At 38.0% G+C, this 22,038-nt stretch carries 21 protein-coding genes, 8 tRNA genes and 1 rRNA gene; 29 read left to right on the plus strand and 1 reads right to left on the minus strand.

What is annotated here, in order from left to right; genetic code table 11:
* The first annotated feature begins 230 nt into the window (after positions 1–230).
* The 8 genes from AN161_RS08940 to AN161_RS08975 all read left to right on the plus strand — a co-directional run bounded on the left by AN161_RS08940 (position 231) and on the right by AN161_RS08975 (position 9,427).
* The gene (locus AN161_RS08940) at positions 231–983 is read left to right on the plus strand and encodes a hypothetical protein (protein WP_053594007.1); all 753 of its coding nucleotides are present in this window, start codon (positions 231–233) and stop codon (positions 981–983) included.
* 406 nt (positions 984–1,389) lie between these two features.
* On the plus strand, positions 1,390–2,469 hold the full coding sequence (locus AN161_RS08945) for a D-alanine--D-alanine ligase (RefSeq protein WP_053594008.1): 1,080 nt from the start codon (positions 1,390–1,392) through the stop codon (positions 2,467–2,469).
* 11 nt (positions 2,470–2,480) lie between these two features.
* Positions 2,481–3,848: a UDP-N-acetylmuramoyl-tripeptide--D-alanyl-D-alanine ligase gene (gene murF / locus AN161_RS08950; protein ID WP_053594009.1), complete on the plus strand. Its 1,368-nt coding sequence runs from the start codon at positions 2,481–2,483 to the stop codon at positions 3,846–3,848.
* An 86-nt stretch (positions 3,849–3,934) separates the two neighbouring features.
* The gene (locus AN161_RS08955; RefSeq protein ID WP_053594010.1) at positions 3,935–4,627 is read left to right on the plus strand and encodes an alpha/beta fold hydrolase; all 693 of its coding nucleotides are present in this window, start codon (positions 3,935–3,937) and stop codon (positions 4,625–4,627) included.
* Positions 4,628–4,977: 350 nt separating this feature from the next.
* The gene (locus AN161_RS08960) at positions 4,978–6,510 is read left to right on the plus strand and encodes a DEAD/DEAH box helicase (RefSeq protein ID WP_053594011.1); all 1,533 of its coding nucleotides are present in this window, start codon (positions 4,978–4,980) and stop codon (positions 6,508–6,510) included.
* 123 nt (positions 6,511–6,633) lie between these two features.
* Positions 6,634–7,113: a PH domain-containing protein gene (locus AN161_RS08965; protein ID WP_053594012.1), complete on the plus strand. Its 480-nt coding sequence runs from the start codon at positions 6,634–6,636 to the stop codon at positions 7,111–7,113.
* Positions 7,106–8,578, plus strand: a complete 1,473-nt coding sequence (locus AN161_RS08970) for a PH domain-containing protein (protein WP_053594042.1) — start codon at positions 7,106–7,108, stop codon at positions 8,576–8,578. Before AN161_RS08965 ends, AN161_RS08970 begins: the two co-directional genes overlap by 8 nt.
* 273 nt (positions 8,579–8,851) lie before the next feature.
* Positions 8,852–9,427, plus strand: a complete 576-nt coding sequence (locus AN161_RS08975) for a GNAT family protein (protein ID WP_053594013.1) — start codon at positions 8,852–8,854, stop codon at positions 9,425–9,427.
* An 81-nt stretch (positions 9,428–9,508) separates the two neighbouring features.
* Here the strand turns inward: AN161_RS08975 and AN161_RS08980 are convergent, their stop codons facing one another.
* Complete coding sequence (locus AN161_RS08980) at positions 9,509–10,129, minus strand: rhomboid family intramembrane serine protease (RefSeq protein WP_053594014.1); 621 nt, start codon at positions 10,127–10,129, stop codon at positions 9,509–9,511.
* Positions 10,130–10,193: 64 nt separating this feature from the next.
* Here AN161_RS08980 and acpS point away from each other — a divergent pair, with 64 nt between their 5' ends.
* From acpS to AN161_RS28705, 21 genes are all read left to right on the plus strand, one after another.
* Positions 10,194–10,547, plus strand: coding sequence for a holo-ACP synthase (acpS, locus tag AN161_RS08985; RefSeq protein WP_053594015.1), 354 nt, complete (start codon positions 10,194–10,196; stop codon positions 10,545–10,547).
* Between the two features lie 273 nt (positions 10,548–10,820).
* Complete coding sequence (locus AN161_RS08990; protein ID WP_053594016.1) at positions 10,821–11,969, plus strand: outer membrane lipoprotein carrier protein LolA; 1,149 nt, start codon at positions 10,821–10,823, stop codon at positions 11,967–11,969.
* A 232-nt stretch (positions 11,970–12,201) separates the two neighbouring features.
* Entirely contained in the window at positions 12,202–13,329 is a 1,128-nt protein-coding gene (gene alr, locus AN161_RS08995; RefSeq protein ID WP_053594017.1) for an alanine racemase, read from the plus strand.
* 328 nt (positions 13,330–13,657) lie between these two features.
* Positions 13,658–13,921 (plus strand): hypothetical protein, encoded by a 264-nt coding sequence (locus AN161_RS09000; protein WP_082340011.1) that lies wholly within the window; start codon positions 13,658–13,660, stop codon positions 13,919–13,921.
* Between the two features lie 4 nt (positions 13,922–13,925).
* Positions 13,926–14,276 (plus strand): type II toxin-antitoxin system PemK/MazF family toxin, encoded by a 351-nt coding sequence (locus tag AN161_RS09005; protein WP_008177055.1) that lies wholly within the window; start codon positions 13,926–13,928, stop codon positions 14,274–14,276.
* 396 nt (positions 14,277–14,672) lie between these two features.
* Positions 14,673–15,074 (plus strand): anti-sigma regulatory factor, encoded by a 402-nt coding sequence (locus AN161_RS09010; RefSeq protein ID WP_053594019.1) that lies wholly within the window; start codon positions 14,673–14,675, stop codon positions 15,072–15,074.
* Between the two features lie 9 nt (positions 15,075–15,083).
* Positions 15,084–16,082, plus strand: a complete 999-nt coding sequence (locus AN161_RS09015; RefSeq protein WP_053594020.1) for a PP2C family protein-serine/threonine phosphatase — start codon at positions 15,084–15,086, stop codon at positions 16,080–16,082.
* Between the two features lie 72 nt (positions 16,083–16,154).
* A complete protein-coding gene (locus AN161_RS09020; protein WP_053594021.1) occupies positions 16,155–16,490 on the plus strand; it encodes an STAS domain-containing protein in 336 nt (111 codons plus the stop codon).
* On the plus strand, positions 16,487–16,957 hold the full coding sequence (gene rsbW / locus AN161_RS09025) for an anti-sigma B factor RsbW (RefSeq protein WP_053594022.1): 471 nt from the start codon (positions 16,487–16,489) through the stop codon (positions 16,955–16,957). The genes AN161_RS09020 and rsbW overlap by 4 nt, the downstream gene beginning before the upstream one ends.
* Entirely contained in the window at positions 16,935–17,720 is a 786-nt protein-coding gene (sigB, locus tag AN161_RS09030) for an RNA polymerase sigma factor SigB (RefSeq protein ID WP_053594023.1), read from the plus strand. Before rsbW ends, sigB begins: the two co-directional genes overlap by 23 nt.
* A gap of 222 nt (positions 17,721–17,942) precedes the next feature.
* A complete protein-coding gene (locus AN161_RS09035; RefSeq protein ID WP_053594024.1) occupies positions 17,943–20,117 on the plus strand; it encodes a Tex family protein in 2,175 nt (724 codons plus the stop codon).
* Between the two features lie 310 nt (positions 20,118–20,427).
* A complete protein-coding gene (locus AN161_RS09040; RefSeq protein ID WP_053594025.1) occupies positions 20,428–20,889 on the plus strand; it encodes a SprT family protein in 462 nt (153 codons plus the stop codon).
* A gap of 91 nt (positions 20,890–20,980) precedes the next feature.
* A tRNA-Asn gene (locus AN161_RS09045) sits at positions 20,981–21,057 on the plus strand.
* Position 21,058: 1 nt separating this feature from the next.
* Positions 21,059–21,130: transfer RNA gene (locus AN161_RS09050), tRNA-Glu, on the plus strand.
* 36 nt (positions 21,131–21,166) lie between these two features.
* Positions 21,167–21,242, plus strand: a tRNA-Asp gene (locus AN161_RS09055).
* 5 nt (positions 21,243–21,247) lie between these two features.
* Positions 21,248–21,322: transfer RNA gene (locus AN161_RS09060), tRNA-Gln, on the plus strand.
* Positions 21,323–21,337: 15 nt separating this feature from the next.
* Positions 21,338–21,410 (plus strand) — tRNA-Lys (locus tag AN161_RS09065).
* A gap of 66 nt (positions 21,411–21,476) precedes the next feature.
* A tRNA-Leu gene (locus AN161_RS09070) sits at positions 21,477–21,562 on the plus strand.
* Positions 21,563–21,583: 21 nt separating this feature from the next.
* Positions 21,584–21,660, plus strand: a tRNA-Arg gene (locus tag AN161_RS09075).
* A gap of 18 nt (positions 21,661–21,678) precedes the next feature.
* A tRNA-Gly gene (locus AN161_RS09080) sits at positions 21,679–21,752 on the plus strand.
* Between the two features lie 210 nt (positions 21,753–21,962).
* Positions 21,963–22,038, plus strand: a 16S ribosomal RNA gene (locus tag AN161_RS28705); the annotation flags it as partial.

A 22,038-nucleotide genomic window follows, 5' to 3' on the forward strand; every position in this document is an offset into this window, starting at 1 on the left:
GAAGTATTTGGAATTCTCATCCCATACATCTGGAAAAAATGAATGAAATTATATTTTTATAAATTTGCTCAATTAGAGTAGTTAACAACATATGCGCGATCGCATGTTTAACATTCATATTATAACGCAAAAAACAATTTTGCGCCTGTGAATATTGTTATGACGATAATTAACATAAAATGTTTCAAAAAATTCATGATTAGTCTTATAATGTAGTGAAGAATGGGGTGATGGTTGTGGCTAAAAAATTGAAGTCAGCTGAAGATTTTATGTATCATATTTATGTTCATATGAATGATGTCGATAAATTTGTTATTTATAGCGGGCTTAAATTCTCGCAATTTGTGGCTGCACTTGAACCACTGCATCACTTACTGTTATTGAAACATTCCTATGAAGATGGTTCCTTTAATATGCATACACAGCTTGATTATATACCAGATGAGGAAGTACCCAAGTTTGTAAAAAAAGCTGCTGAATCCAAAGAATTGTGTTGGGTTGACTTTATGGATGAGAAGAGGCTAGATCAACTAACACCTATGGAGCAAGGAGAATTGCTTTACATAAGCCATAAAAAGGAACCGATTACTTCACCATTTTTTAATAAATTGCAAAATCGATTTGTCTACTGTTCTTCAGATTTAGAGAAAATGACTAAAATTTATTTTCGTCATTTAAGTGATTCGGATTTACTTGTTGCCAATGTTTTGAACAGTTTAATTCGTGAGAAGGAACGTAGCACTGGTTTTTGGCGGAGGAAAGTGAAATCAAGTATTCCTTCTATTTCACCTGAAATATTGCGTGCCTATCGTTCTTTTGCTAAAGATGGGGCATTGTTATCATTATATCGAATTGAAAAGCCTAAAGTAGCTTATGGTATCGAAATTCGTAACCTATCAGAATATTCCTTCCCTGATGAAGTATGGGATGATTTAAATACAATTTTGAAAAATGAGCACGATGAATTGATTTATATTATTTAACTTCTTTCAGCGGGTGACCAAACACCCGCTGAAAGAAGTTAAAGCCTCCGGACGCAATTATGCCGAGGTATAATTGATCCGTTCATTTGTACGTAGAATGAATGTACACTAAATCTCACCGTCAAAATTACGGTGAGATTTTTATCTTCATTCAGTACATGACTCGCACCTTTGAAGGTGGTGAGTTAAATGCGGATGTGGTACCTTTTCAGTGGGTATCCAAACACCTACTGAAATAGAGGATCTCAGGTTAAGAACTTCACATCCTCACAAAATCCAGACGCATTGTTTATCTGTGCGAAAGCGCAGCGACAGCAACAATTACGCCAAGGCGAAATTGATGTCATTTATCAAGATGTTTCATGATAAACTAATAGTACTCAAGAAGTATGTGGAGGGCACAAAAATGAAAAAAAGAATCGGTTTATTATACGGAGGAAAGTCAGCAGAGCATGAGGTGTCATTGTCGACAGCACGTGCAGTCACTGGAGCTTTGAATTTCGAGGAGTATGAAGTATATCCGATTTTCATTACACCTGAAGGGGAATGGCGCCGTGGTGAGCTTCTAAAAAAACCTGCAAGTACAATTGAAGAATTACAATTTGGTGATGATGTCACTATTTTAGAAAATAATATTACAGATTTTTTAATTGATAATAATGGTAAAGCTATACAATTTGATGTTATTTTCCCATTGCTGCATGGTACAAATGGGGAAGATGGAACTGTTCAAGGTTTACTTGAAGTTCTAAATTTGCCGTATGTAGGAAATGGTGTGTTAGCATCATCAGCTGGCATGGATAAAGTTATTATGAAGCAATTATTTGAAATTGCCGGATTACCACAAGTGCCGTATACGTACTTCATTCGTAGCGACTGGGCTAATGAACAGGAGGCTATCATTGCTCGCTGTGAAGAAAAATTGGATTGGCCGATGTTTGTAAAACCTGCGAACTTGGGATCAAGCGTAGGAATTAACAAGGCAACAAATCGCGATGAATTAGTGAAAGCTATTGAAATAGCCTTACAGTATGACCGTAAAATTGTAGTTGAACAAGGCATTGTTGCTCGTGAGGTCGAATTAGCTGTCTTAGGAAATGACTTTCCAGAAGTTTCTGTGCCTGGTGAAATTAAACCGGTTACAGAGTTTTATGATTATGATTCTAAATATAAAGATGGCTCAACTGCTCTTATTATTCCAGCAGAGCTTCCAGTAAATACTGTATCAGGCTTACAAGATCTAGCAAAACGTGCGTTTAAAGCTATTGATGGAAGCGGTTTAGTTCGTGCGGACTTTTTTGTAACGGCCGATAATAGCATTTATATTAATGAAGTGAATACAATGCCAGGTTTTACACCTGTTAGTATGTATCCACTTCTTTGGCAACATACAAATGTAAGCTATCCAGAGCTTATTGATCGTCTGATTACATTAGCGATTGAGCGTTTCGAAGAAAAACAACAGCTTCACTATAAAAAAGACTGAGTGGGATTATTGTGAAAAAAACATTAAAGCAGTTAGCTACATGGTTAAATGATGAAGTGCCAGCTTTTGGTGACACGGTCGTATCAGGAATTTCCATTGATACGCGAACAATTAAACAAGGTGACCTATTCGTTCCATTTCGTGGTGAAATGGCCAATGGACATAAATTTGTTCTGCAGGCCTTTGAAAAAGGGGCAGGTGCTTCTCTTTGGCAGAAAGATGAACCAAATCCACCACAAGGTGTACCCTTACTCTTTGTAGATGATCCAGAACTAGCTCTACAGCAAATGGCACGTGCCTATCGCAGTGAGCATAAGGCGAAATTTATTGGCATTACTGGTTCAAATGGTAAAACGTCGACGAAAGATATTTTAGCAGGAACGCTTTCGCCATTTTTTAAAGTACAAAAGACAATTGGGAATTTTAATAATGAACTAGGTTTACCGATTACGGTTTTACAGTTAGATGAAGATACTGATGTTGCTGTGCTTGAAATGGGTATGAGTGGTTTTGGAGAGATTGAATTTTTAACGAAGCTTGCTCGTCCGCATATGACCGTGATTACTAATATCGGCGAGGCTCATATGCAAGATCTAGGCTCACGTGCGGGAATCGCTAAAGCCAAATTTGAAATAATTCAAGGAATGCAACCAGATGGAGTGCTATTTTATGATGGAGATGAACCATTGCTTCAAGAGCTAGTTGCGAAAGAGCAGCAGTTAAATGCAGTGGCATTTGGCTTAGAGCATGGTAACCTATTGTATGCAGACAATATTGCAGCAACGACTGATGGTAGTAGCTTTTCTACACATGGTGTGATTGAAGGGGATTTCTTTATTTCAGTTCTCGGGAAGCATCAGGTGAAAAATACATTAGTCGCTATGTTAATTTCTCAAAAGCTAGGTTTAAACGATGACCAAATTTGTGCATCCTTAAAACAAGTAGCTCTAACGGATATGCGCATGCAACAAGTGAATGGATCAAATGGGGCATTGTTTATTAATGATGCATACAATGCCGCACCAACCTCTGTAAAGGCGGCTATTCAATTTGTAGCATCGACAACGATTCGTCCAGAAAAATGGCTTGTGTTAGGTGATATGCTTGAACTTGGCCCAAATGAAAAGCATTTCCATGAAGATTTATCGAAGGATATTCGTGCAGAGGAAATCGCTTATGTATGTTTATTTGGCCCGAGAATGGCTTATTTAAATGAAGTCTTAAAAGAGCGTTTTGATAAGGAACATTTGCTATATGTAGAGGATGATTACACGCCAATTATCGAAAAACTACAGCAAGCTAACGATGAGTCTATCGTTTTACTAAAAGGCTCTCGTGGTATGAAATTAGAAACAATCTTACGTGCATTTACGTCATAAAATGAAACAAGGAATCGGTGGGACATTCTCTCACCGATTCCTTGTTTCATTGACTTAAATGAATTACACATTTAGAGGTGAAAGTAATGTCAGTAGGTGTGTTATGTATACATGGATTTTCAGGCGGACCTTATGAAGTAGAACCTTTTACTACCTATTTACGTACGCATACAAATTGGCTAATTGAAGAACCTACTTTGTCAGGACATGGGGATGAATTACAAATGCGAGGTTTCACCGCTAAGCATTGGTTAATGGATGCCGAGCTCGCTTTTCGTGCTCTTGCAAAAAAGGTAGATGAAGTAATAGTAGTTGGGTTTTCAATGGGTGGCATTATAGCGCTATATCTAGCTAAACGTTATAAAGTGAAAAAGCTCGTGTTACTAAGCGCAGCTGCCAAATATGTTAGTCCGAAGCAACTGGTCGAAGATTTTAAAATGCTTGCCACTGAAGCATACCATCGTAATCTGTCCAATAATGAGCTGTTTTTACGATATCAGCATAAGTTTAACAATGTACCACTATCGTCAACAATAGAATTCATGAAGCTTGTTCGAATGGTGGAGCCGTATTATAAAGATATTAAAATTCCGGTGTATATTGTACAAGGAAAATTAGACGGCATAGTGCCTTATCACACTGCTCAATTTTTATATGATGAATTAGCATCAAACGAAAAAACTTTGTATTTTTCTGATAAAGGGAAGCATCATATATGTTATGATGAAGATTGTTCTGAGTGGTTTTTTTACGTTTTGTCGTTTTTAAAGAGTCTGTGAAGTAGTCAGATTATTACGACTCATGCGTTATCGTTGCATACGTATTAATCCCATGTTAGACTAGTGTAAGCAATGGATACATTTTGTGCGAAGACTCTTCATATTTGGTTGAAGAGTACTTTTTTTTGAACACAACGGTTTTATTCTAAAGTGAATAATTACGACAGAATCGAACCGCTCGGTAAAGACCGGGCTTTCCTTTTCATATAAGAGAGCTCTATGTGACATCATATAGAGAAAATTTTTAAGTAACGGAAACGTTCCACAACAAAGGCTCGAATTTGCCGACAACTTCATCTGAAAATGTAACCATTTGTCAACTTAAAAGCGAAAAAAGGAGATTGAGAAGTTTGACAAATTTTTCAGAATTAAATATTAGCGAATCTACATTACGCTCTGTAAAGCGTATGGGATTTGAAGAAGCAACACCAATCCAAGAAGGTACTATCCGTTTTGCCATTGAAGGTCGCGATGTATTAGGCCAAGCGCAAACAGGTACTGGTAAAACTGCCGCTTTCGGGATTCCACTTATCGAAAAGATCGATCCAAAAAACCCAAATATCCAAGCATTAGTAATTGCTCCAACTCGTGAATTAGCCATTCAAGTTTCTGAAGAGCTTTATAAAATTGGTTATGACAAACGCGTAAAATTATTATCAGTTTACGGTGGTCAAGAAATCGGCCGTCAAATTCGTGCACTGAAAAATAAACCTCAAATTATCGTAGGTACACCTGGTCGTATAATTGACCATATTAATCGTCGTACTTTAAAATTAGAAGATGTTCAAACATTGGTACTTGATGAAGCTGATGAAATGTTAAACATGGGCTTTATCGATGACATTAATTCAATCTTAGAAAATGTGCCTTCTGAACGTCAAACATTATTGTTCTCAGCAACAATGCCACCAGCAATCCGTAAAATTGCTGAGACATTTATGCGTGATCCAGAAATCGTAAAAATTAAGGCTAAAGAATTAACAGTTGATAACATCGATCAATATTTTGTGAAATCTGCTGAGCGTGAAAAATTCGACATTTTATCTCGTTTATTAAACGTTCACCAACCAGAACTTGCAATCATCTTTGGACGTACAAAACGCCGCGTAGATGAACTTGCACAAGCGTTATCAATTCGTGGTTACCTTGCTGAAGGGATTCATGGTGATTTAAGCCAAGCGAAACGTATTTCCGTATTACGTCAATTTAAAGAAAATAAAATTGATATTCTTGTGGCAACAGATGTAGCTGCTCGTGGGCTTGATATTTCTGGTGTAACACATGTTTATAACTTTGATATTCCTCAAGATCCTGAGTCTTATGTTCACCGTATCGGTCGTACTGGTCGTGCAGGTAAATCAGGTCTTGCGGTAACATTTGTAACACCTCGTGAAATGGGTTACTTACGTATTGTAGAAGAAACAACGAAAAAACGTATGACACCACTTCGTCCACCGACAACTGACGAAGCTTTAGTGGGTCAACAACGCCTATCTATGGAGACACTAGAAGGTCTTATTGCGAACAACGACTTAGGTGATTATCGTCCACTTGCGACAGAATTACTTGAAAACCATGATGCAATCGATGTTGTAGCTGCTGCACTTCGTTCATTAACAAAAGAGCCAGATGACTCGCCAGTAACAATTACTGAAGAACGACCATTACCAATGCGTCGTGAGCGTTCTAACAGTCGTGGTGGAGATCGTGGACGTGGCGGTAACCGTAGCTTTAACGGACGTCGAGATGGCGGACGTGGCGGAGATCGTCGTGGAGGAAATGGTGGAAATGGTGGAAATCGTCGAGATGGCGGACGCCGTGATGGAGGTCGCCGTGAAGGTGGACAAGGTCGTTCTCGTGCACCACGTCGTCACGAAGATTAAATTTTTCTTCATCAGAATAATTAAACCTTACAGTCAAAGTGGCTGTAAGGTTTTTTTGTATATAATTGAAACAAAAAGATAACTGATTACGTATACGTAGTTAAAGAAGGAGAGGGAACGACTTTGAGAGCAGAACCAATGCATAAAATTTCTCGGAAAGGTTTAACAGTGTGGCGTTTATATGGTGTATTACAAACGTTATTGTTATTAATTATAGCGGCGTTAGTATGCTACGGTACCTATTATTTTGAATGGCCATCATTTATTTATTTCATTGCAATTACTGTAGTCATACTAAGTGCTATCCTATCTGCTTATCTATTTCCAAAGATAAGATGGGAACGCTGGCGCTATGAGGTTCGTGAAAGTGAGATTGAGGTGCAACACGGTTTATTTGTTGTTAAGCGTACACTCATTCCAATGGTGCGCGTACAGCATGTTGATACGACACAAGGACCGATATTAAAAAGATATGACTTAGGTAATATTTCAATATCCACAGCAGCAACTGTACATACTATTCCTGCACTTGTGATGGACGAGGCAGATGGACTTCGTGCACGTATTTCGGAATTAGCAAGGGTGGCGGAAGATGATGTCTAAGGAAATTAACCGTTTACACCCAGTATCGGCCATTATTACGAGTGCGAAAGCATTAAAAAGCATGATTTTACCTGTTGCCATAATTGTTGTAACTAATGGTTTTAATTTTTCTTTTAATTTTCGTAGTGAACATTTTTTTCAGACGCTTTTTTTGTTCGGTATATGGGGAGTAGGTGCTTTACTTGCACTTGTTAGCGGCATTGTTAAATGGCGTACCTTTGTATATTGGTTTGAAGATGGAGAATTACGTGTAAAGTACGGTTTGTTCGTTAAAAAGAAACGTTATATTCCGTTTGAACGTATTCAAAGCTTAAATTACAATGAAGGTATTTTTCATCGATTATTTGGCTTAGTAAAGGTGCAGGTTGAAACTGCTGGAAGTAAGGATAGAAAGCCTGAGGTAGAGTTGACGGCTATACGTAAGGCAGCAGCAGATGTCATAGAGCTGGAAATGCGTCGTGCAAAGAACCAAGTAAACAAACCGATTAATGATGAGCAGTCACTTTCAATAGTGGAGGAAGTATCAGTTCCAACGATTTATCATATGTCGATACGTGATTTGTTTATATTGGCAACGACTTCGGGTGGAATTGGGGTCGTCCTGTCCGGGCTTGTAGCAATTGTCTCTCAGTTTTCAGATATAATCCCCTATGAGAAAATTTTTCACGAGCTAGCTGATTTTGTGAAAATTGGCGCATTTTTAGTTGCGCTGACAGCGATACTCACCCTAATTGCGGCATGGTTTGTGTCATTTGTTATTACACTGATCAATTATTATGAATATATGGTCCGAATTGAGGATGAAAAGCTTATTATTACAAAAGGGCTACTTGAGAAAAAACGAATTACTTTGCCTTTAAATCGAATTCAGGCTATTCGTATTGTAGAGAATCCGTTGCGTCAATTATTTGGCTTTGCAACAGTTGTTGTTGAGAGTGCCGGAGGTAATGGAGGAGAGGGGAATGATAAAAAAATTACCCTGTTCCCACTTATTCAGAAGCAGGATTGTCTGCCAACGTTAGAGCAGCTTTTTCCAGATATGAATTGGCGTCCAGAATTTATTCATTCACCAAAACGAGCTCGTCCATTTTTTTACCGAATTGATTTTGTGTGGCTCATACCTATAATTGGTGCATGTAGTTATTTCTTATATCCGTATGGGTTGCTTTCGTTGTTTTTAATTCCATTAACGATATTACTTGGTATTTGGCAACATAAAACAGCTGGTTATATGATAGATGGAAAGCAACTAACTATGCAATATCGCATATTCAGTCGAATTACACTCTTTATGGAGAAAAAACGTATACAATCTATTGGGAGTACTCAAACGTATTTCCAAAAAAGAAAAAATGTTATGTCTATAAAAGCAACGGTTATGTCAGGTATGACTGGTATGACAGGCAATGTACCAAGCATAGAGCAGCAAGATGCCGAAAAAATATTATCTTGGTATGAACATTGAATGCTGAAAGTTGGCTAATCCTTACAATTGATTGGAGGATTGGCTTTTTTTGTAAATTTGGCTCATCACCAAAACCTTCACTTTCGGACAAAAAACACTTATTCCTGCCGCTTCACTTTCGCGCATAAAACACCATTTTCCAAGCGCCTCATCAGACGCCCCTAGGAAAGCACCCATTTAGAATGGAAATAACCCCACGTTTTGGTGAAAAGTCTATAATTTTACAAAAATACTGTTTATAATAGAATAAATCAAACAAAAGGGGTGGTAATTTTGTTTAAGTATGATATTAATAAGAACACTCATTTGAAATTGTTGGATTTGAGTGATGTGGATGAATTATTTGCGTTGACAGATCGTTCGAGGGATACTTTGCGAGAGTGGTTACCCTTTGTATATGCTGTCAAAACGGTAGAGGATACGGAGCAATTTGTACGAGATGCGATGCAACAATACGCGGATAATAATGGCATACAAGCGGGGATATATTATGAAGGGAAGCTTGCGGGAGTGATTGGCTATCATCAAGTGAATTGGCAGCATAAATGGACAAGTATTGGATATTGGTTAGGAAACGAATTTGTTGGCAAAGGGTTAGTCACTAATTCTATGAAAGCATTTATTGATTATGCCTTTAGCTATTTAAAGTTAAATCGTATTGAAGTGCGTGTTGCAGTGGGAAATATTCGAAGCCGCACAATCCCAAAAGTGTTAGGCTTTAATGAAGAAGGGCGTTTAAGAGATGCGGAGTGGCTTTATGATCACCATGTAGACCAAGTTGTCTATGGGTTAACAGCAGTTGAGTGGAAAAAAATAAAGACAGCGAAAGAGGATACTGTTGTACTATGAAATAGTTGCAGAAAGTTGAATATAATTCTAGCATAAAAAATAAGAGGAGCAATACGCGATGATAGCTCCTCTTTGTCCCAGTTACTTACCCGCCATCTTTTGTTTACGCCAGCTTAAAATTCTTTTTGGGTGTAAGTAGACGAGGCCAAGAATGAATCCTGCTACTAGACCGCCTAAGTGAGCATAGACATTCACATTCGGCTGAAGAAAAGTCATAATAACACTGATAACGATGATTGGTAAAATAAGTTTACGCAGCATCGGCATTGTGCGGCGTGTATAGTAGACAAGTGCTCCGAAAGCACCGAATATTCCAAAAACGGCCCCACTTGCGCCAAGACTTACATAGCCACTATCATAAAGTAGATAGGTTGCCATGTTGCCTACAATACCGGACACTAAGTAAATTGTAATAAAACGTGCCTTGCCAGCAATTTTTTCAAGCTCCGGTCCGAATAAATACAGTGAAAACATATTAAAGAACACGTGCAAAAAGCCATCATGTAAAAACATTGCAGATAAAATACGCCACCATTCACCGGTTTGTATAAGGAAGTTCGCTTGGACTCCATAATTCCATACATATTTTCCTATGCCAGGTAAAATAGTTAATACATAAAGAATTAAATTAATCGCTATAAATGTTGAAACAACAGGGTAATACTTCGTATATTGCTTAAAATTTTCTGTTCTACTAAACATAGCTCCACCTCAATTTACAATTATTATACATGGCTTTTTAGAAATAGGAAAAGGAGAAGTTCAAATGATTAAAGGAATTGGTCTAGACATTGTAGAAATTGACCGTATCGCTAAAGCAATGAGGAGAACAAATAAGTTTAAAGACCGCATTTTAACTGAAAATGAAAGAGTTTTGTTTGAAGCACATTCAGAAACTCGTAAAATTGAATTTTTGGCTGGACGATTTGCTGCAAAAGAAGCATTTTCAAAGGCATTCGGAACTGGTATTGGCGAAGAATGTAAGCTTCATGATATTGAAATTTTAAGAGGGGAAGCTGGTAATCCCGTTCTATATTTCAAAGGAGAGCTTGTAAATGGATTTGTAAGTATAACACACTCTAAGCAATACGCAGCAGCGCAAGTAATATTATTACAATAAATAATGATAAACACAGCTTTCGCCATATAAAACATTAAAAAGGCTCATCACCAAAAGCTGTGGATAACAGTTGTTAAAACGTTTTCCGACTAAACGCCCCCAGGAAAGCGCCAAGTCGGAACGGAAATCAACCACATGTTAGGGTGATGAGCTATTAAAGAGTAAATAAATTTCTAAGTAAAGATAAATATATTGCCTTTCTTCAAATGACATAACTGACAAATACGGTTCATATATTGTCGTAGTGGATTTGAAAGAAGAAAGGGTGAAAGCGTGAGCAACCGTATAGTTAAATGGCTCGTCTTATTTTGTACGATATTACTTCTGTCGGCATGTGGTACAGCCTCTCAGGAAAAAGTGTTGAAGAAAGTTAATGGTAAATGGGCAGACACAAATGGTTATGAGTTGAACGCTACGATGGAGATTAAATCAGGTGGAGAGCCGAGAAAATATGATGTAACAGTTTGGCATACGAAGCCTGATTTCTATCGAGTAGAAGTGGTGGAAAGTGGGAAAGATGTTTCACAAATGATAGTGCGAAATGCAGATGGAGTTTTTGTAGTCACACCTACGTTAAACAAAATGTATAAATTCCAAAGTGATTGGCCAAAGAAAAATAGTCAGGCTTATTTAATAGGCGCACTAGCAGAAGATTTAGCTGAAGATAAAAATTTAGTCATGAAAGAGGAGGACAAAGCATATATATTTGAAGCGGCTACTAGAAATAGCTATAAAAATAGTATGCCTCATCAAGTGATAACAGTTGATAAGAAAACAATGCTCCCAACTTCCGTAGTAATTATGAATGATGTAAAAGAAGAGCAAATCCGTATCACATTTAAAAATATTAAATTAGGTGTCCAACACGCAGCTAAAGAGTATGCGGTTGAGCAATTTACGGAAACAGATGAAACAAAAGGTGAACAAGCTGCCCCACCTGCAAAAGATAGCAAAGACAGCAAAGAGAACAAAGAGAGCACAGAGAATAAAGATGGCGAAGACGGCAAAGAGAACAAAGAGAGCACAGACAACAAAGACGACAAAGATGAAAAAGAAGGAAAAGAAGCAGTAGGTGCAGAAATCGAGTATAAAGAGTTCCAGACACACTACCCTGTTGTAAATTGGGCGAAGATGGCAGAGGAGAAAGTCATTCGAGAGGATGGAATGGAACGTGTCATCTTAACATTCGATGGTGATAAGGCATTTACGGTAATGCAACAACCAACTACGAAAGAGACTGCTATGTTACCAGTATCATCTCCTGGTGATCCGGTAGATTTAGGCTTTACAATTGGGGCTATTACAGATACATCTATTAGCTGGGAAAAGGATGGCGTCGCATTCTTTGTAGCGTCAAATAAATTGACTCGTGAAGAAATGGTGGAAGTTGCTACTACTATGACGATAAGTAGTATGAAGTAATGTTATGTTTTTCTAGCTACAGCTTTCTATATAAAGAAAGCTGTAGCTTGTTAAGTAAAATAGTACAGTTTTGATTAAAATTAACACTGTTTAGAAAGTGTTAAGTCATATATTATATGGTAGAAGTTATGTGAAAGAAAAGTCTAAAATAGAACAACTTATGTACAGTAGTAGAAAAAAGGCAATTTAGGCAATACATAATGTTTTAATAAAAAATAAAGAGGGTATTCTAATGAAGACACAGCAGTATTTTAGACCGACCAAAGCAATTGTGAACTTACAAGCAATCCAACAAAACGTAAAAAATTTGAAAAAGCTACTTAGACCTAATGTTCAAATTATTGCTGTCGTAAAGGCAAATGCATACGGTCATGGAGATGTAGCTGTTGCTAAAGCGGCACTTGATGCTGGCGCAACAATGCTGGCCGTGGCAACACCCGACGAAGCATTACATATTCGAGCACATTTTGAAGAACCAGACATACTAATATTGGGTGCCTCTCCAGTTTCGTTTGTACCATATGCTGCCCAGCAGCGCATAATTCTTACGGCATTTTCAAGTGAATGGGTACAACAAGCGGCTCCGTTCATAGCTGATGAAGCAAATCCTTTACGACTACATATAAAAGTAGATAGCGGAATGGGCAGAATTGGCGTTCGTTCAGAGCAAGAGTTATTGGATCTTTATCAAACAATACAGAATACAGTGAATATGGAGCTAGATGGGATATTCACTCATTTTGCAACTGCAGATGAGGAAGATACATCATACTTCAATAGACAGGTACATTTTTTTGAAAAATGTGTAACTGTATTGCCTGAAAAGCCTAGACTTGTCCATGCATCAAACACGGCTACATCCTTAGTGAAAGATGCGCATTTACAATTTGACGCCGTCAGATATGGTATTTCAATGTATGGATTATCACCATCTCCCCATGTAGAAGGTATTTTACCATTCCTATTACAGCCAGCGTTTTCACTCGTGAGTGAGCTAGTACATGTAAAACAATTACAAGCAGGTGACTCAGTTGGCTATGGAGCTACATTTGTGGCCCCTGCTGATATGTGGGTGGGGACAATACCAGTAGGCTATGCTGATGGAGTCATTCGCAAATTAGGTGGACAAGAAGTATTAATTGATGGACAAAGAATGCCGATTGTAGGACGAATTTGTATGGACCAATGTATGGTTGCCTTGCCAAAAGCATATGCTATAGGTGAGAAAGTAACACTCATTGGTCGTCAAGGACAGGATGTTATTTCAATGAATGAATGGGCAGCGAAGCTTGAAACCATTAATTATGAAGTACCATGCATTATTACAGCAAGAGTTCCTAGATTATACATTGATCTTTAGCCTCATCCGAGAAGAAGTTATTTCTCTACAGAGGAAAAGAATTTTGTATAAGCGGTCTTAAATAGCTACTATACCAAAGCTAACTAAAGAACTTGGTGAATAAACTACTACTGGAGAAAATATTAATTTATTGAAACGCTGAGCATTCACAATTGGTGACATATTACAAGGTGAATGAATCGGCATATACCTTCGACAACCAACATAATTTTACAACTTGGACTTTAAATTGTCAGATATTTTGTCATTTCGTGTCTTTTCAACAATATCTTTCAATGGTAGAATGGGTAGTAATGAAAAGTGGATGGTTCCGTTGGAGGTGCTTACTGTGTACGAGAAAAAGTTAAGAGAAGCTACAATTGCTGTTCAAGACAGACTATTTCTACAAACAAAGGAAGTAATTGAAAGTGAATCTTTTGCGCGTATTTTGTCGCGCAAAGTTTTAATGCAGGAGCAACCAAATCAAATACGGGAAGCTATGATGAAAGGATATGTTGAAATGTCTCATATTAATCTGACCATTGCAAGTGAATGCTTGCATGCAGAATATGAAGCACAACATACGGTGGAGCGTCTCGTTAGCGGGGGATGACACTTTGAATGTAAAACGTGGTGACGTTTTTTTTGCAGATTTATCGCCGGTAGTTGGGTCCGAGCAAGGGGGCACAAGGCCGGTGCTGATTATTCAAAATGATATTGGCAATCGATTTAGTCCGACTGTCATCATCGCAGCTATTACTGCACAGATTCAAAAAGCAAAGTTACCGACGCACGTTGAAATCAATGCTGAAAAGTATGGTTTTGAACGTGACTCGGTTATTCTGCTCGAGCAAGTGCGGACGATTGATAAATCAAGATTAACAGATCGTATTACGCAACTTGATCATGCTGTGATGGAAAAAGTTGATGGCGCATTGATGATTAGTTTAGGGCTTGTTAAATTTTGATATACATATGTGTATAGAGGCATCGGGATGATTTTTCATCTCGATGCTTTTTTGTATTGTACCCTCAAATACTTCATTACCATAAATTGAAATCACTATTCAAAAATGGTATTAATAGATTTAAGATATACTCAAGATCTATTCTTAAAATAGATTTTTGAAAAAAATATCGAGGGGTTTAAGAAAATATACTTAGAATTTTATAAGAATCCAACTAAAACCTGTTCTTGATTTAAAAAGTATTGTTGGTATGAAAGCATCCTCCTGGAGTGGAATGTGTAATCAAGTACACATTTTGGTGAGAGCCTTTTAGAAGATAAATAAATTAAGTATTTAGTCAAGCAGGTCGAAGAAAAGTGTAAGAGTATAACTCCGAAAGGAATTGGGGGGACAGCGGTGACAACTAGGTCTTCGGTTGAAATTATTACTGAGTGGGATATAGTAGCAGCAAGACAACTGGGGCGTGACGAAGCAAAGGCACTTGGATTTGGCACTGTTGATCAGGCTCGAATCACCACAGCTATTAGTGAGCTAGCTCGAAATATATATTTATATGCAAGGATAGGTGTCATTGAAATTGAAAGAGTTGAGACGGACACTGAAAAGAAAATAGTTGTTATTGCAACTGATCAAGGCCCGGGAATAAAAGATGTTCGGAAAGTGATGGAGGATGGCTACTCCACTTCAGGAGGGCTCGGTGCAGGTATACCAGGCATTAACCGATTGATGGACAGTATAGTTATTCAATCGGTTATCGGAGAAGGTACGACGATAAGGGCTGAAAAACGGTTGCGTTAGGATGTGAAAATGTTGAAACAATTAGAATCTCAATATAAGAAGATTTTGTCGGATTACATGGTCAATCAAACTGAAAAGAATTTGTATATCGCTCAAAATTTCACTCGTCAATTAATCCAAAAAAACATTTCACCTGAGGATGTTGTAAGTATTCATAAAAACGCAGTTGAGAAGATCTTTCCAGATAGAATGGATGAAGAACATCCCGCATATGATTTTCTTATCGAAGTAATGGTGCTTTATGGAATGGCACATAGAGAGCATCAAAGCCTCTTACAAATACAAGCAGAGTATGAAATGGAAATGAAAATTGCTACAAACATTCAAAAAACATTACTTAAAACCGTCGTTCCACAACTATCAAGTATTGATATAGGAATGATATCGATTCCGATCCGCAAGATGAATGGAGATTATGTGCATTTTTTACATGATCGAGAGAATTATTTAAGTGTAGCTGTGACAGACGTTGTCGGTAAAGGCGTTCCGGCTGCATTATGCATGTCAATGGTGAAGTATGGCCTTGAAATGATTGAATATGCTTATAAAGATCCTTCGCATGTATTAGAGGTCATCAATCGAGTAATTGAAAAAGGTGTAGACGACAGTATGTTTGTTTCCATGTTTTACGGTTGCTTGGATATACAAAATAGTATTTTTTCATATGCTTCTGCAGGTCATGAGCCACCGCTACATTATAGTGCTAAACATAATGAATTTTTTCCTTTGGAAGCAAAAGGATTATTATTAGGTGTGTTGTCTGAAACAAAATACTCGTATAATGAAATTCTTTTAGAAGATAAAGACATCGTAATAATGATGACAGATGGTGTTACTGAGTTCAGATCGAGGGATGAATTGAATTCACGAGAGATCATTACGTCATTGATAAAGGAGAACAAGCATGTATCAGCTCAGCAGTTATGTAATCTTCTTTATAAGCAAATTGAAAAAATACAGGATTTTAAACTATCAGATGATTTTACAGTAGTTATTATAAAAAAATAGATATTTAGGTTTAAGTTTTTGCAATTACGGGAAAAGAAGAACAGTCTAACAAATATGGTGGAGGTGTACTGTATGGACGTGGCAATACATTTTAAAGAACTTGATAATAAATTATATGGATTTATTGAAGGCGAAATAGATACTTTTACTGCTTCAGGTCTAAGAGAGGAATTAGAGGCGGTGAAAATTAAGGAAGGATTAGAAATAGAGCTTAATTTATCTAAAGTTAATTATATGGATAGTACAGGGCTAGGTATTTTTGTAGCCTTTTATAAAAGAGCATTACGTGAAAATGGTAAAGTAAAGCTTGTTGGTTTATCGAATAGATTGCAAAGATTATTTGAAATTACTGGTTTAAGCGACTTAATGGATATTGAAACTGATAAAAAGGTGGAATTAAGAAAATGAAGGAATTTGATTATATAGAAATAAGGGTTCCTGCAAAACCGCAATTTGTCAGTGTGATTCGGTTAACGGTTTCTGGCTTAGCTAGTCGTATTGGTTTTAATTATGATGATATTGAGGACTTAAAAATCGCAGCGAGTGAGGCGGTGACGAATGTTGTACATCATGCGTATAAGGATGATGAAGAAGGCGAGATCGTCATTGGTTGCGCTTTGTATGAAAATAAAATAGAAATGATGATTGCAGATTACGGCAATAGTTTCAATTTTGAGGAGATAAAGTCGAAAATTGGTCCGTATCATCCTGAAGAAAGTATCGCGGGGCTACGCGAAGGTGGTTTAGGACTTTATTTAATGGAAACTTTGATGGATGAGGTGATGATAAATAACGATGGTGGCGTAACTGTTTTCATGACAAAGTATGTCGCTAGAGAGCAGGTGAAAAAAAATGTCGAAAGAATCACTACATAAATCTTCATCCAAGGAAGACATACTAAGGTGGATTGCGTTGTACCAGTCGACGGAGGATGATGAAGCTCAAACAAATTTAGTGATTCATTATCGATATTTAGTGGAGTCTATTGCACGTAAATATTCGAATGGTACATCTAGTTATGATGATATTACTCAAGTAGGTATGCTGGGGTTGCTAGGTGCAATAAGACGTTTTGACCCTAATTTTGGTCGAAGCTTTGAAGCGTTTGCTGTACCAACGATTGTTGGAGAAATTAAGCGCTTTTTACGTGATAAAACTTGGGATGTTCACGTACCAAGACGGATAAAAGAGTTAGGACCGCGTATTAAAGCAACTGTAGAAGCACTGACAATTGAGTTGCAGCGTTCTCCATCTATTAAGGAAATCGCGGATCAATTAGAAGTGGAAGAGGAAGAAGTTTTAGAGGCAATGGAGATGAGTCGTAGTTATCATGCTCTTTCTATGGATCATTCAATAGAGTCAGAGTCTGACGGTAGCACAGTAACGCTATTTGATATTACGGGTAAAGAAGATGACGGCTATGAAATGACCAACAAAAGAATACTTGTTTCTGATGCAATGAGTGTTTTAAATGAGAGAGAAAAACAAATAATTCAGCTTACATATTTAGAGCAACTCACTCAAAAAGAAGTTGGAGAACGATTAGGAATTTCTCAAATGCATGTATCTAGAATGCAAAGGAAGGCAATAAAGAAATTACAGGAAGCTGTCCTAACAAGCGGTGGGGTTTCGCTCTAAAATTTTTTTGGGGAGAGGGGCTGACCTGAAAATAATGATATTGGAGGACTCCTGTTGTTGTCGCAGATACAAGTAATAGCATGAGCCGAGTAGGAAGTGTTAGCGAAAAAAAGCCTCTTCATAATTAAATGAAATAGTTTACTCTTCCGTGAGGGTAGACTATTTTTTTGCATTTTTAGTAAAGTGTAATGGTAAAATGAAAAGAAAAAAGGTAGTGATGATGTGGAACAAAAGCAAATGCTACAGCTTATTGCAAAGGATGTAGCTATCAAGCCAGGTCAAGCCGAGGCTGTTATCAAATTATTAGAAGAAGGAAACACCGTGCCATTCATCGCACGTTATCGAAAAGAAGCTACTGGATCCCTTGATGAGGTACAGATTAAAGCTGTAGAGGATCGTTATCACTACATACAGCAGCTTGAGCAACGCAAAGAAGAGGTTATACGATTAATTCAGGAACAAGATAAACTAACACCAGAACTAGAACAAGCTATTCAAGCGGCAACTGTATTACAACGTGTAGAGGATTTATATCGACCTTATAAACAAAAACGCCGAACAAAGGCGACGATAGCGAAAGAAAAAGGATTAGAACCTCTTGCAGATCTTCTATTAGAGTATCGTAGTGATGCTTTAGAACAGTTAGCAATGGCTTTTGTAGATGAAGAGAAAGTTGCTAACGTAGAGGATGCATTAGTTGGGGCGCGAGATATTTTAGCAGAGCGCTTTGCTGATGACGCGGCAATCCGTGAAAAAATTCGTACGTATTCCCGGAAAGATGGAGTACTCGTAACAAGTGTAAAAAACGCAGAGTCAGACGAAAAAAACGTTTTCGAAATGTATTACGAATATGAAGAGCCTGTAAATCGTATTGTCCCTCACCGTATTTTAGCTGTAAATCGTGGTGAGAAAGAAGAAATCTTAAAAGTGGCGATTCATGTACCGATAGATCGAGTATTGATGATTATGTGGAAGGAATGGATTCCTGCTACAGGCTCCTCTCCAGCCATTGCTGAAGTAAAGCTAGCGATAGAGGATTCGTACAAGCGTCTAATTCAGCCTTCTATAGAACGAGAGTTACGAAATGAACTTACAGAAAAGGCAGAGGCGCAGGCTATCCACATTTTCTCTGAGAATTTACGTAATCTTTTATTACAGCCCCCAATGAAAGGGAAGTATGTATTAGGTGTTGATCCAGCGTACCGTACAGGCTGTAAGTTAGCTGTTGTAGATGAAACAGGGAAAATGCTAGAGGTTACAGCCATTTATCCACACCCTCCAAAACCAGATGTAGCAAAATCTAAAGCAATTGTGAAAAATATTTTAGCAAAATATCCAATAACTATAATAGCTATTGGTAATGGTACTGCCTCACGAGAAACAGAACAATTTATTGTAGATGTATTGAATGACCTTGAAACTGATGTAGCCTATGTTATTGTCAATGAAGCGGGGGCATCTGTTTATTCAGCATCTGATATAGCGCGTGCAGAGTTTCCGGATTTACAGGTAGAACAGCGTAGTGCCGTTTCTATTGCACGTCGTTTGCAAGATCCGTTGTCGGAGTTAGTGAAAATTGAGCCAAAAGCAGTTGGGGTAGGTCAGTATCAGCATGATGTCTCTCAAAAGAAATTGACTGAGTCCTTAACATTTATAGTAGAAACAGCTGTTAACCAAGTTGGTGTTGATGTGAATACAGCCTCAGCTTCACTATTACAATATGTTTCCGGATTATCGAAAACAGTTGCGGAGAATATTGTGAAGGTTCGAGAGGAAAATGGACAATTTACTACACGTGCTCAACTCAAGAAAATCCCAAGACTTGGTGCCAAAACGTATGAACAAGCAATTGGTTTCTTACGTGTTCCAGAAGCAAAAAATGCATTCGATGCTACGGGCATTCACCCTGAAAGCTATAGTGTCGCAGAGCAGATTTTAGAGGTTGCACAAATTGATAAAAAAGAGATAGGGACGCAGAAGGCAGAGGAAGCCATTGCAAAACTAGATGAAGAAAAATTAAGTGGAATTTTAGATGTTGGGGTTGTCACAATACAGGATATTGTGGATACATTAATGAAACCGAGCCGCGATCCACGTGATGCATTCCCTCAGCCTCTGTTGAAAACAGATGTATTAAAGATGGAAGATTTACAAGTTGGGATGGAATTGCAAGGTACAGTGAGAAACGTAGTTGATTTCGGAGCATTTGTAGACATTGGAGTGAAGCAGGATGGGCTTGTGCACATTTCAAAATTACAAAAAAGACGTATTAAACATCCATTAGAGGTTGTAGCGCTCGGTGACATTGTGACGGTTTGGGTAGAACAAATAGATGTCAGTAAAGGACGCATTTCATTAACAATGCTTCCTCCTAAAGATCAAACTATCGAAGCGTAATCAATTTCGCCTTGGCGTAATTGTAGCTGACGCTTCGCTTTCGCTACAAAAAACATTTGCTGAATGAAGATCTTTAATCAGTGGGAGTTTTCTTCATCCCTACTGATTATTAGACTTCACCAATCGGGCTTTTACGGGCAGTTAACTCCCACCTAACTTCTTTGCTTTCGCTGAATTTTGAGATGGGAGTCTTGCACCTGATGCTTCGCTTTCAGTACAGATAAATTACTGCCCGTTAATGCGGGATAAATTAGTACCACACTGTCTATACTACACAGTGTGGTATTCTTGTTGTAGAGGTGATATAGATATGAACAACGAGGAACTACAAAATCTTGTTAGTCGAATATCATTAGAAAGTTTCCAGAAGCCATTTATGCATCAGGCATTTTTTAATTCAAGGTTACGATCAACAGGTGGACGTTATTTATTACAATCGCATAATATTGAAATTAATCCAAAAGCATATGAATTGTATGGTATTAGAGAAGTAGAGGGGATAGTTCGACACGAATTATGTCATTATCATTTACATTTGGAAGGTAAGGGGTATCAACATCGAGACAAAGATTTTCGAGAGTTATTAATAAAAGTGAATGCACCTCGTTTTTGCTCAGTATTACAAACCCCGAAGACTTCTCAAAAAAAACAACGTCGTCTTTATACATATACATGTGTAAAATGCCAACAATTATATGTAAGAAAAATTAGAATGAATGTGGAGAAATACTGCTGTAGCAAATGTTTAGGACGTTTGAAACTAGTGGAATAAAAAAACTTAATAAAAAGGGTTGACGTTTACTGAAGATGTCCCTATAATAGTAAAAGTCGACAAGAAAACGACGACAAAACATATGGATTATTCCGAAGTAGCTCAGTTGGTAGTAGCACCTGACTGTTAATCAGGTTGTCGCAGGTTCGAGTCCTGCCTTCGGAGCCATGGCCCCTTGGTCAAGTGGTTAAGACACCGCCCTTTCACGGCGGTAACACGGGTTCGAATCCCGTAGGGGTCATTTCATTAATTTTATTTATGAAAACATAGTAACATTGGTCCCGTGGTGTAGCGGTTAACATGCCTGCCTGTCACGCAGGAGATCGCCGGTTCGATCCCGGTCGGGACCGCCACTTATTGGGGTATAGCCAAGCGGTAAGGCAACGGATTTTGATTCCGTCATGCCTAGGTTCGAATCCTAGTACCCCAGCCATTCAATTCTTAATTTGAGCCATTAGCTCAGTTGGTAGAGCATCTGACTTTTAATCAGAGGGTCGAAGGTTCGAGTCCTTCATGGCTCATCTCTTTAAGAAAAAAAGTTGACTTTTATGATTATTATAGTATAATAAAAAAGTTACTAATTGAATGCGGTCGTGGCGGAATGGCAGACGCGCTAGGTTGAGGGCCTAGTGGGGGCAACCCCGTGGAGGTTCAAGTCCTCTCGGCCGCACCAAGTCAATTCTCAAAAATATATGCGCCCGTAGCTCAATTGGATAGAGCGTCTGACTACGGATCAGAAGGTTGTGGGTTCGACTCCTGCCGGGCGCGCCAAATAAATATTATTATATCGCGGGTGTAGTTTAATGGTAAAACCTCAGCCTTCCAAGCTGATGTCGTGAGTTCGATTCTCATCACCCGCTCCAAAAAAACTTTTGAAAACTTGTTGACATTCAAACCTTCGTGTTGTATGATATAAAAGTTGTCACTACAAGATGATGATATGAACCTTGAAAACTGAACAAGCAAAACGTAATCAATAAAGTTTCTAGTAGCTAACCTTGAGTTAGTGAACGAAACAAATTTTGGACATCAAACATGATGCCAGCAAAACAATTTGAGCTAATCAAATTTCTTTTATGGAGAGTTTGATCCTGGCTCAGGACGAACGCTGGCGGCGTGCCTAATACATGCAAGTCGAGCGAACAGAGA

Source organism: Lysinibacillus sp. FJAT-14222, from assembly GCF_001278875.1.
Taxonomy (GTDB): Bacteria; Bacillota; Bacilli; order Bacillales_A; family Planococcaceae; genus Lysinibacillus; species Lysinibacillus agricola.

Excerpts from the sequence above, each read along its gene's own strand:
- sigB (WP_053594023.1), top strand. The coding sequence starts at position 16,935 with ATGTCGAAAGAATCACTACATAAATCTTCATCCAAGGAAGACATACTA.
- AN161_RS08940 (WP_053594007.1), top strand. The coding sequence starts at position 231 with ATGGTTGTGGCTAAAAAATTGAAGTCAGCTGAAGATTTTATGTATCAT.
- AN161_RS08980 (WP_053594014.1), bottom strand. The coding sequence starts at position 10,129 with ATGTTTAGTAGAACAGAAAATTTTAAGCAATATACGAAGTATTACCCT.
- alr (WP_053594017.1), top strand. The coding sequence starts at position 12,202 with ATGAAGACACAGCAGTATTTTAGACCGACCAAAGCAATTGTGAACTTA.
- AN161_RS09015 (WP_053594020.1), top strand. The coding sequence starts at position 15,084 with ATGTTGAAACAATTAGAATCTCAATATAAGAAGATTTTGTCGGATTAC.
- AN161_RS09020 (WP_053594021.1), top strand. The coding sequence starts at position 16,155 with ATGGACGTGGCAATACATTTTAAAGAACTTGATAATAAATTATATGGA.
- AN161_RS08945 (WP_053594008.1), top strand. The coding sequence starts at position 1,390 with ATGAAAAAAAGAATCGGTTTATTATACGGAGGAAAGTCAGCAGAGCAT.
- AN161_RS09040 (WP_053594025.1), top strand. The coding sequence starts at position 20,428 with ATGAACAACGAGGAACTACAAAATCTTGTTAGTCGAATATCATTAGAA.
- AN161_RS08970 (WP_053594042.1), top strand. The coding sequence starts at position 7,106 with ATGTCTAAGGAAATTAACCGTTTACACCCAGTATCGGCCATTATTACG.
- rsbW (WP_053594022.1), top strand. The coding sequence starts at position 16,487 with ATGAAGGAATTTGATTATATAGAAATAAGGGTTCCTGCAAAACCGCAA.
- AN161_RS08955 (WP_053594010.1), top strand. The coding sequence starts at position 3,935 with ATGTCAGTAGGTGTGTTATGTATACATGGATTTTCAGGCGGACCTTAT.
- acpS (WP_053594015.1), top strand. The coding sequence starts at position 10,194 with ATGATTAAAGGAATTGGTCTAGACATTGTAGAAATTGACCGTATCGCT.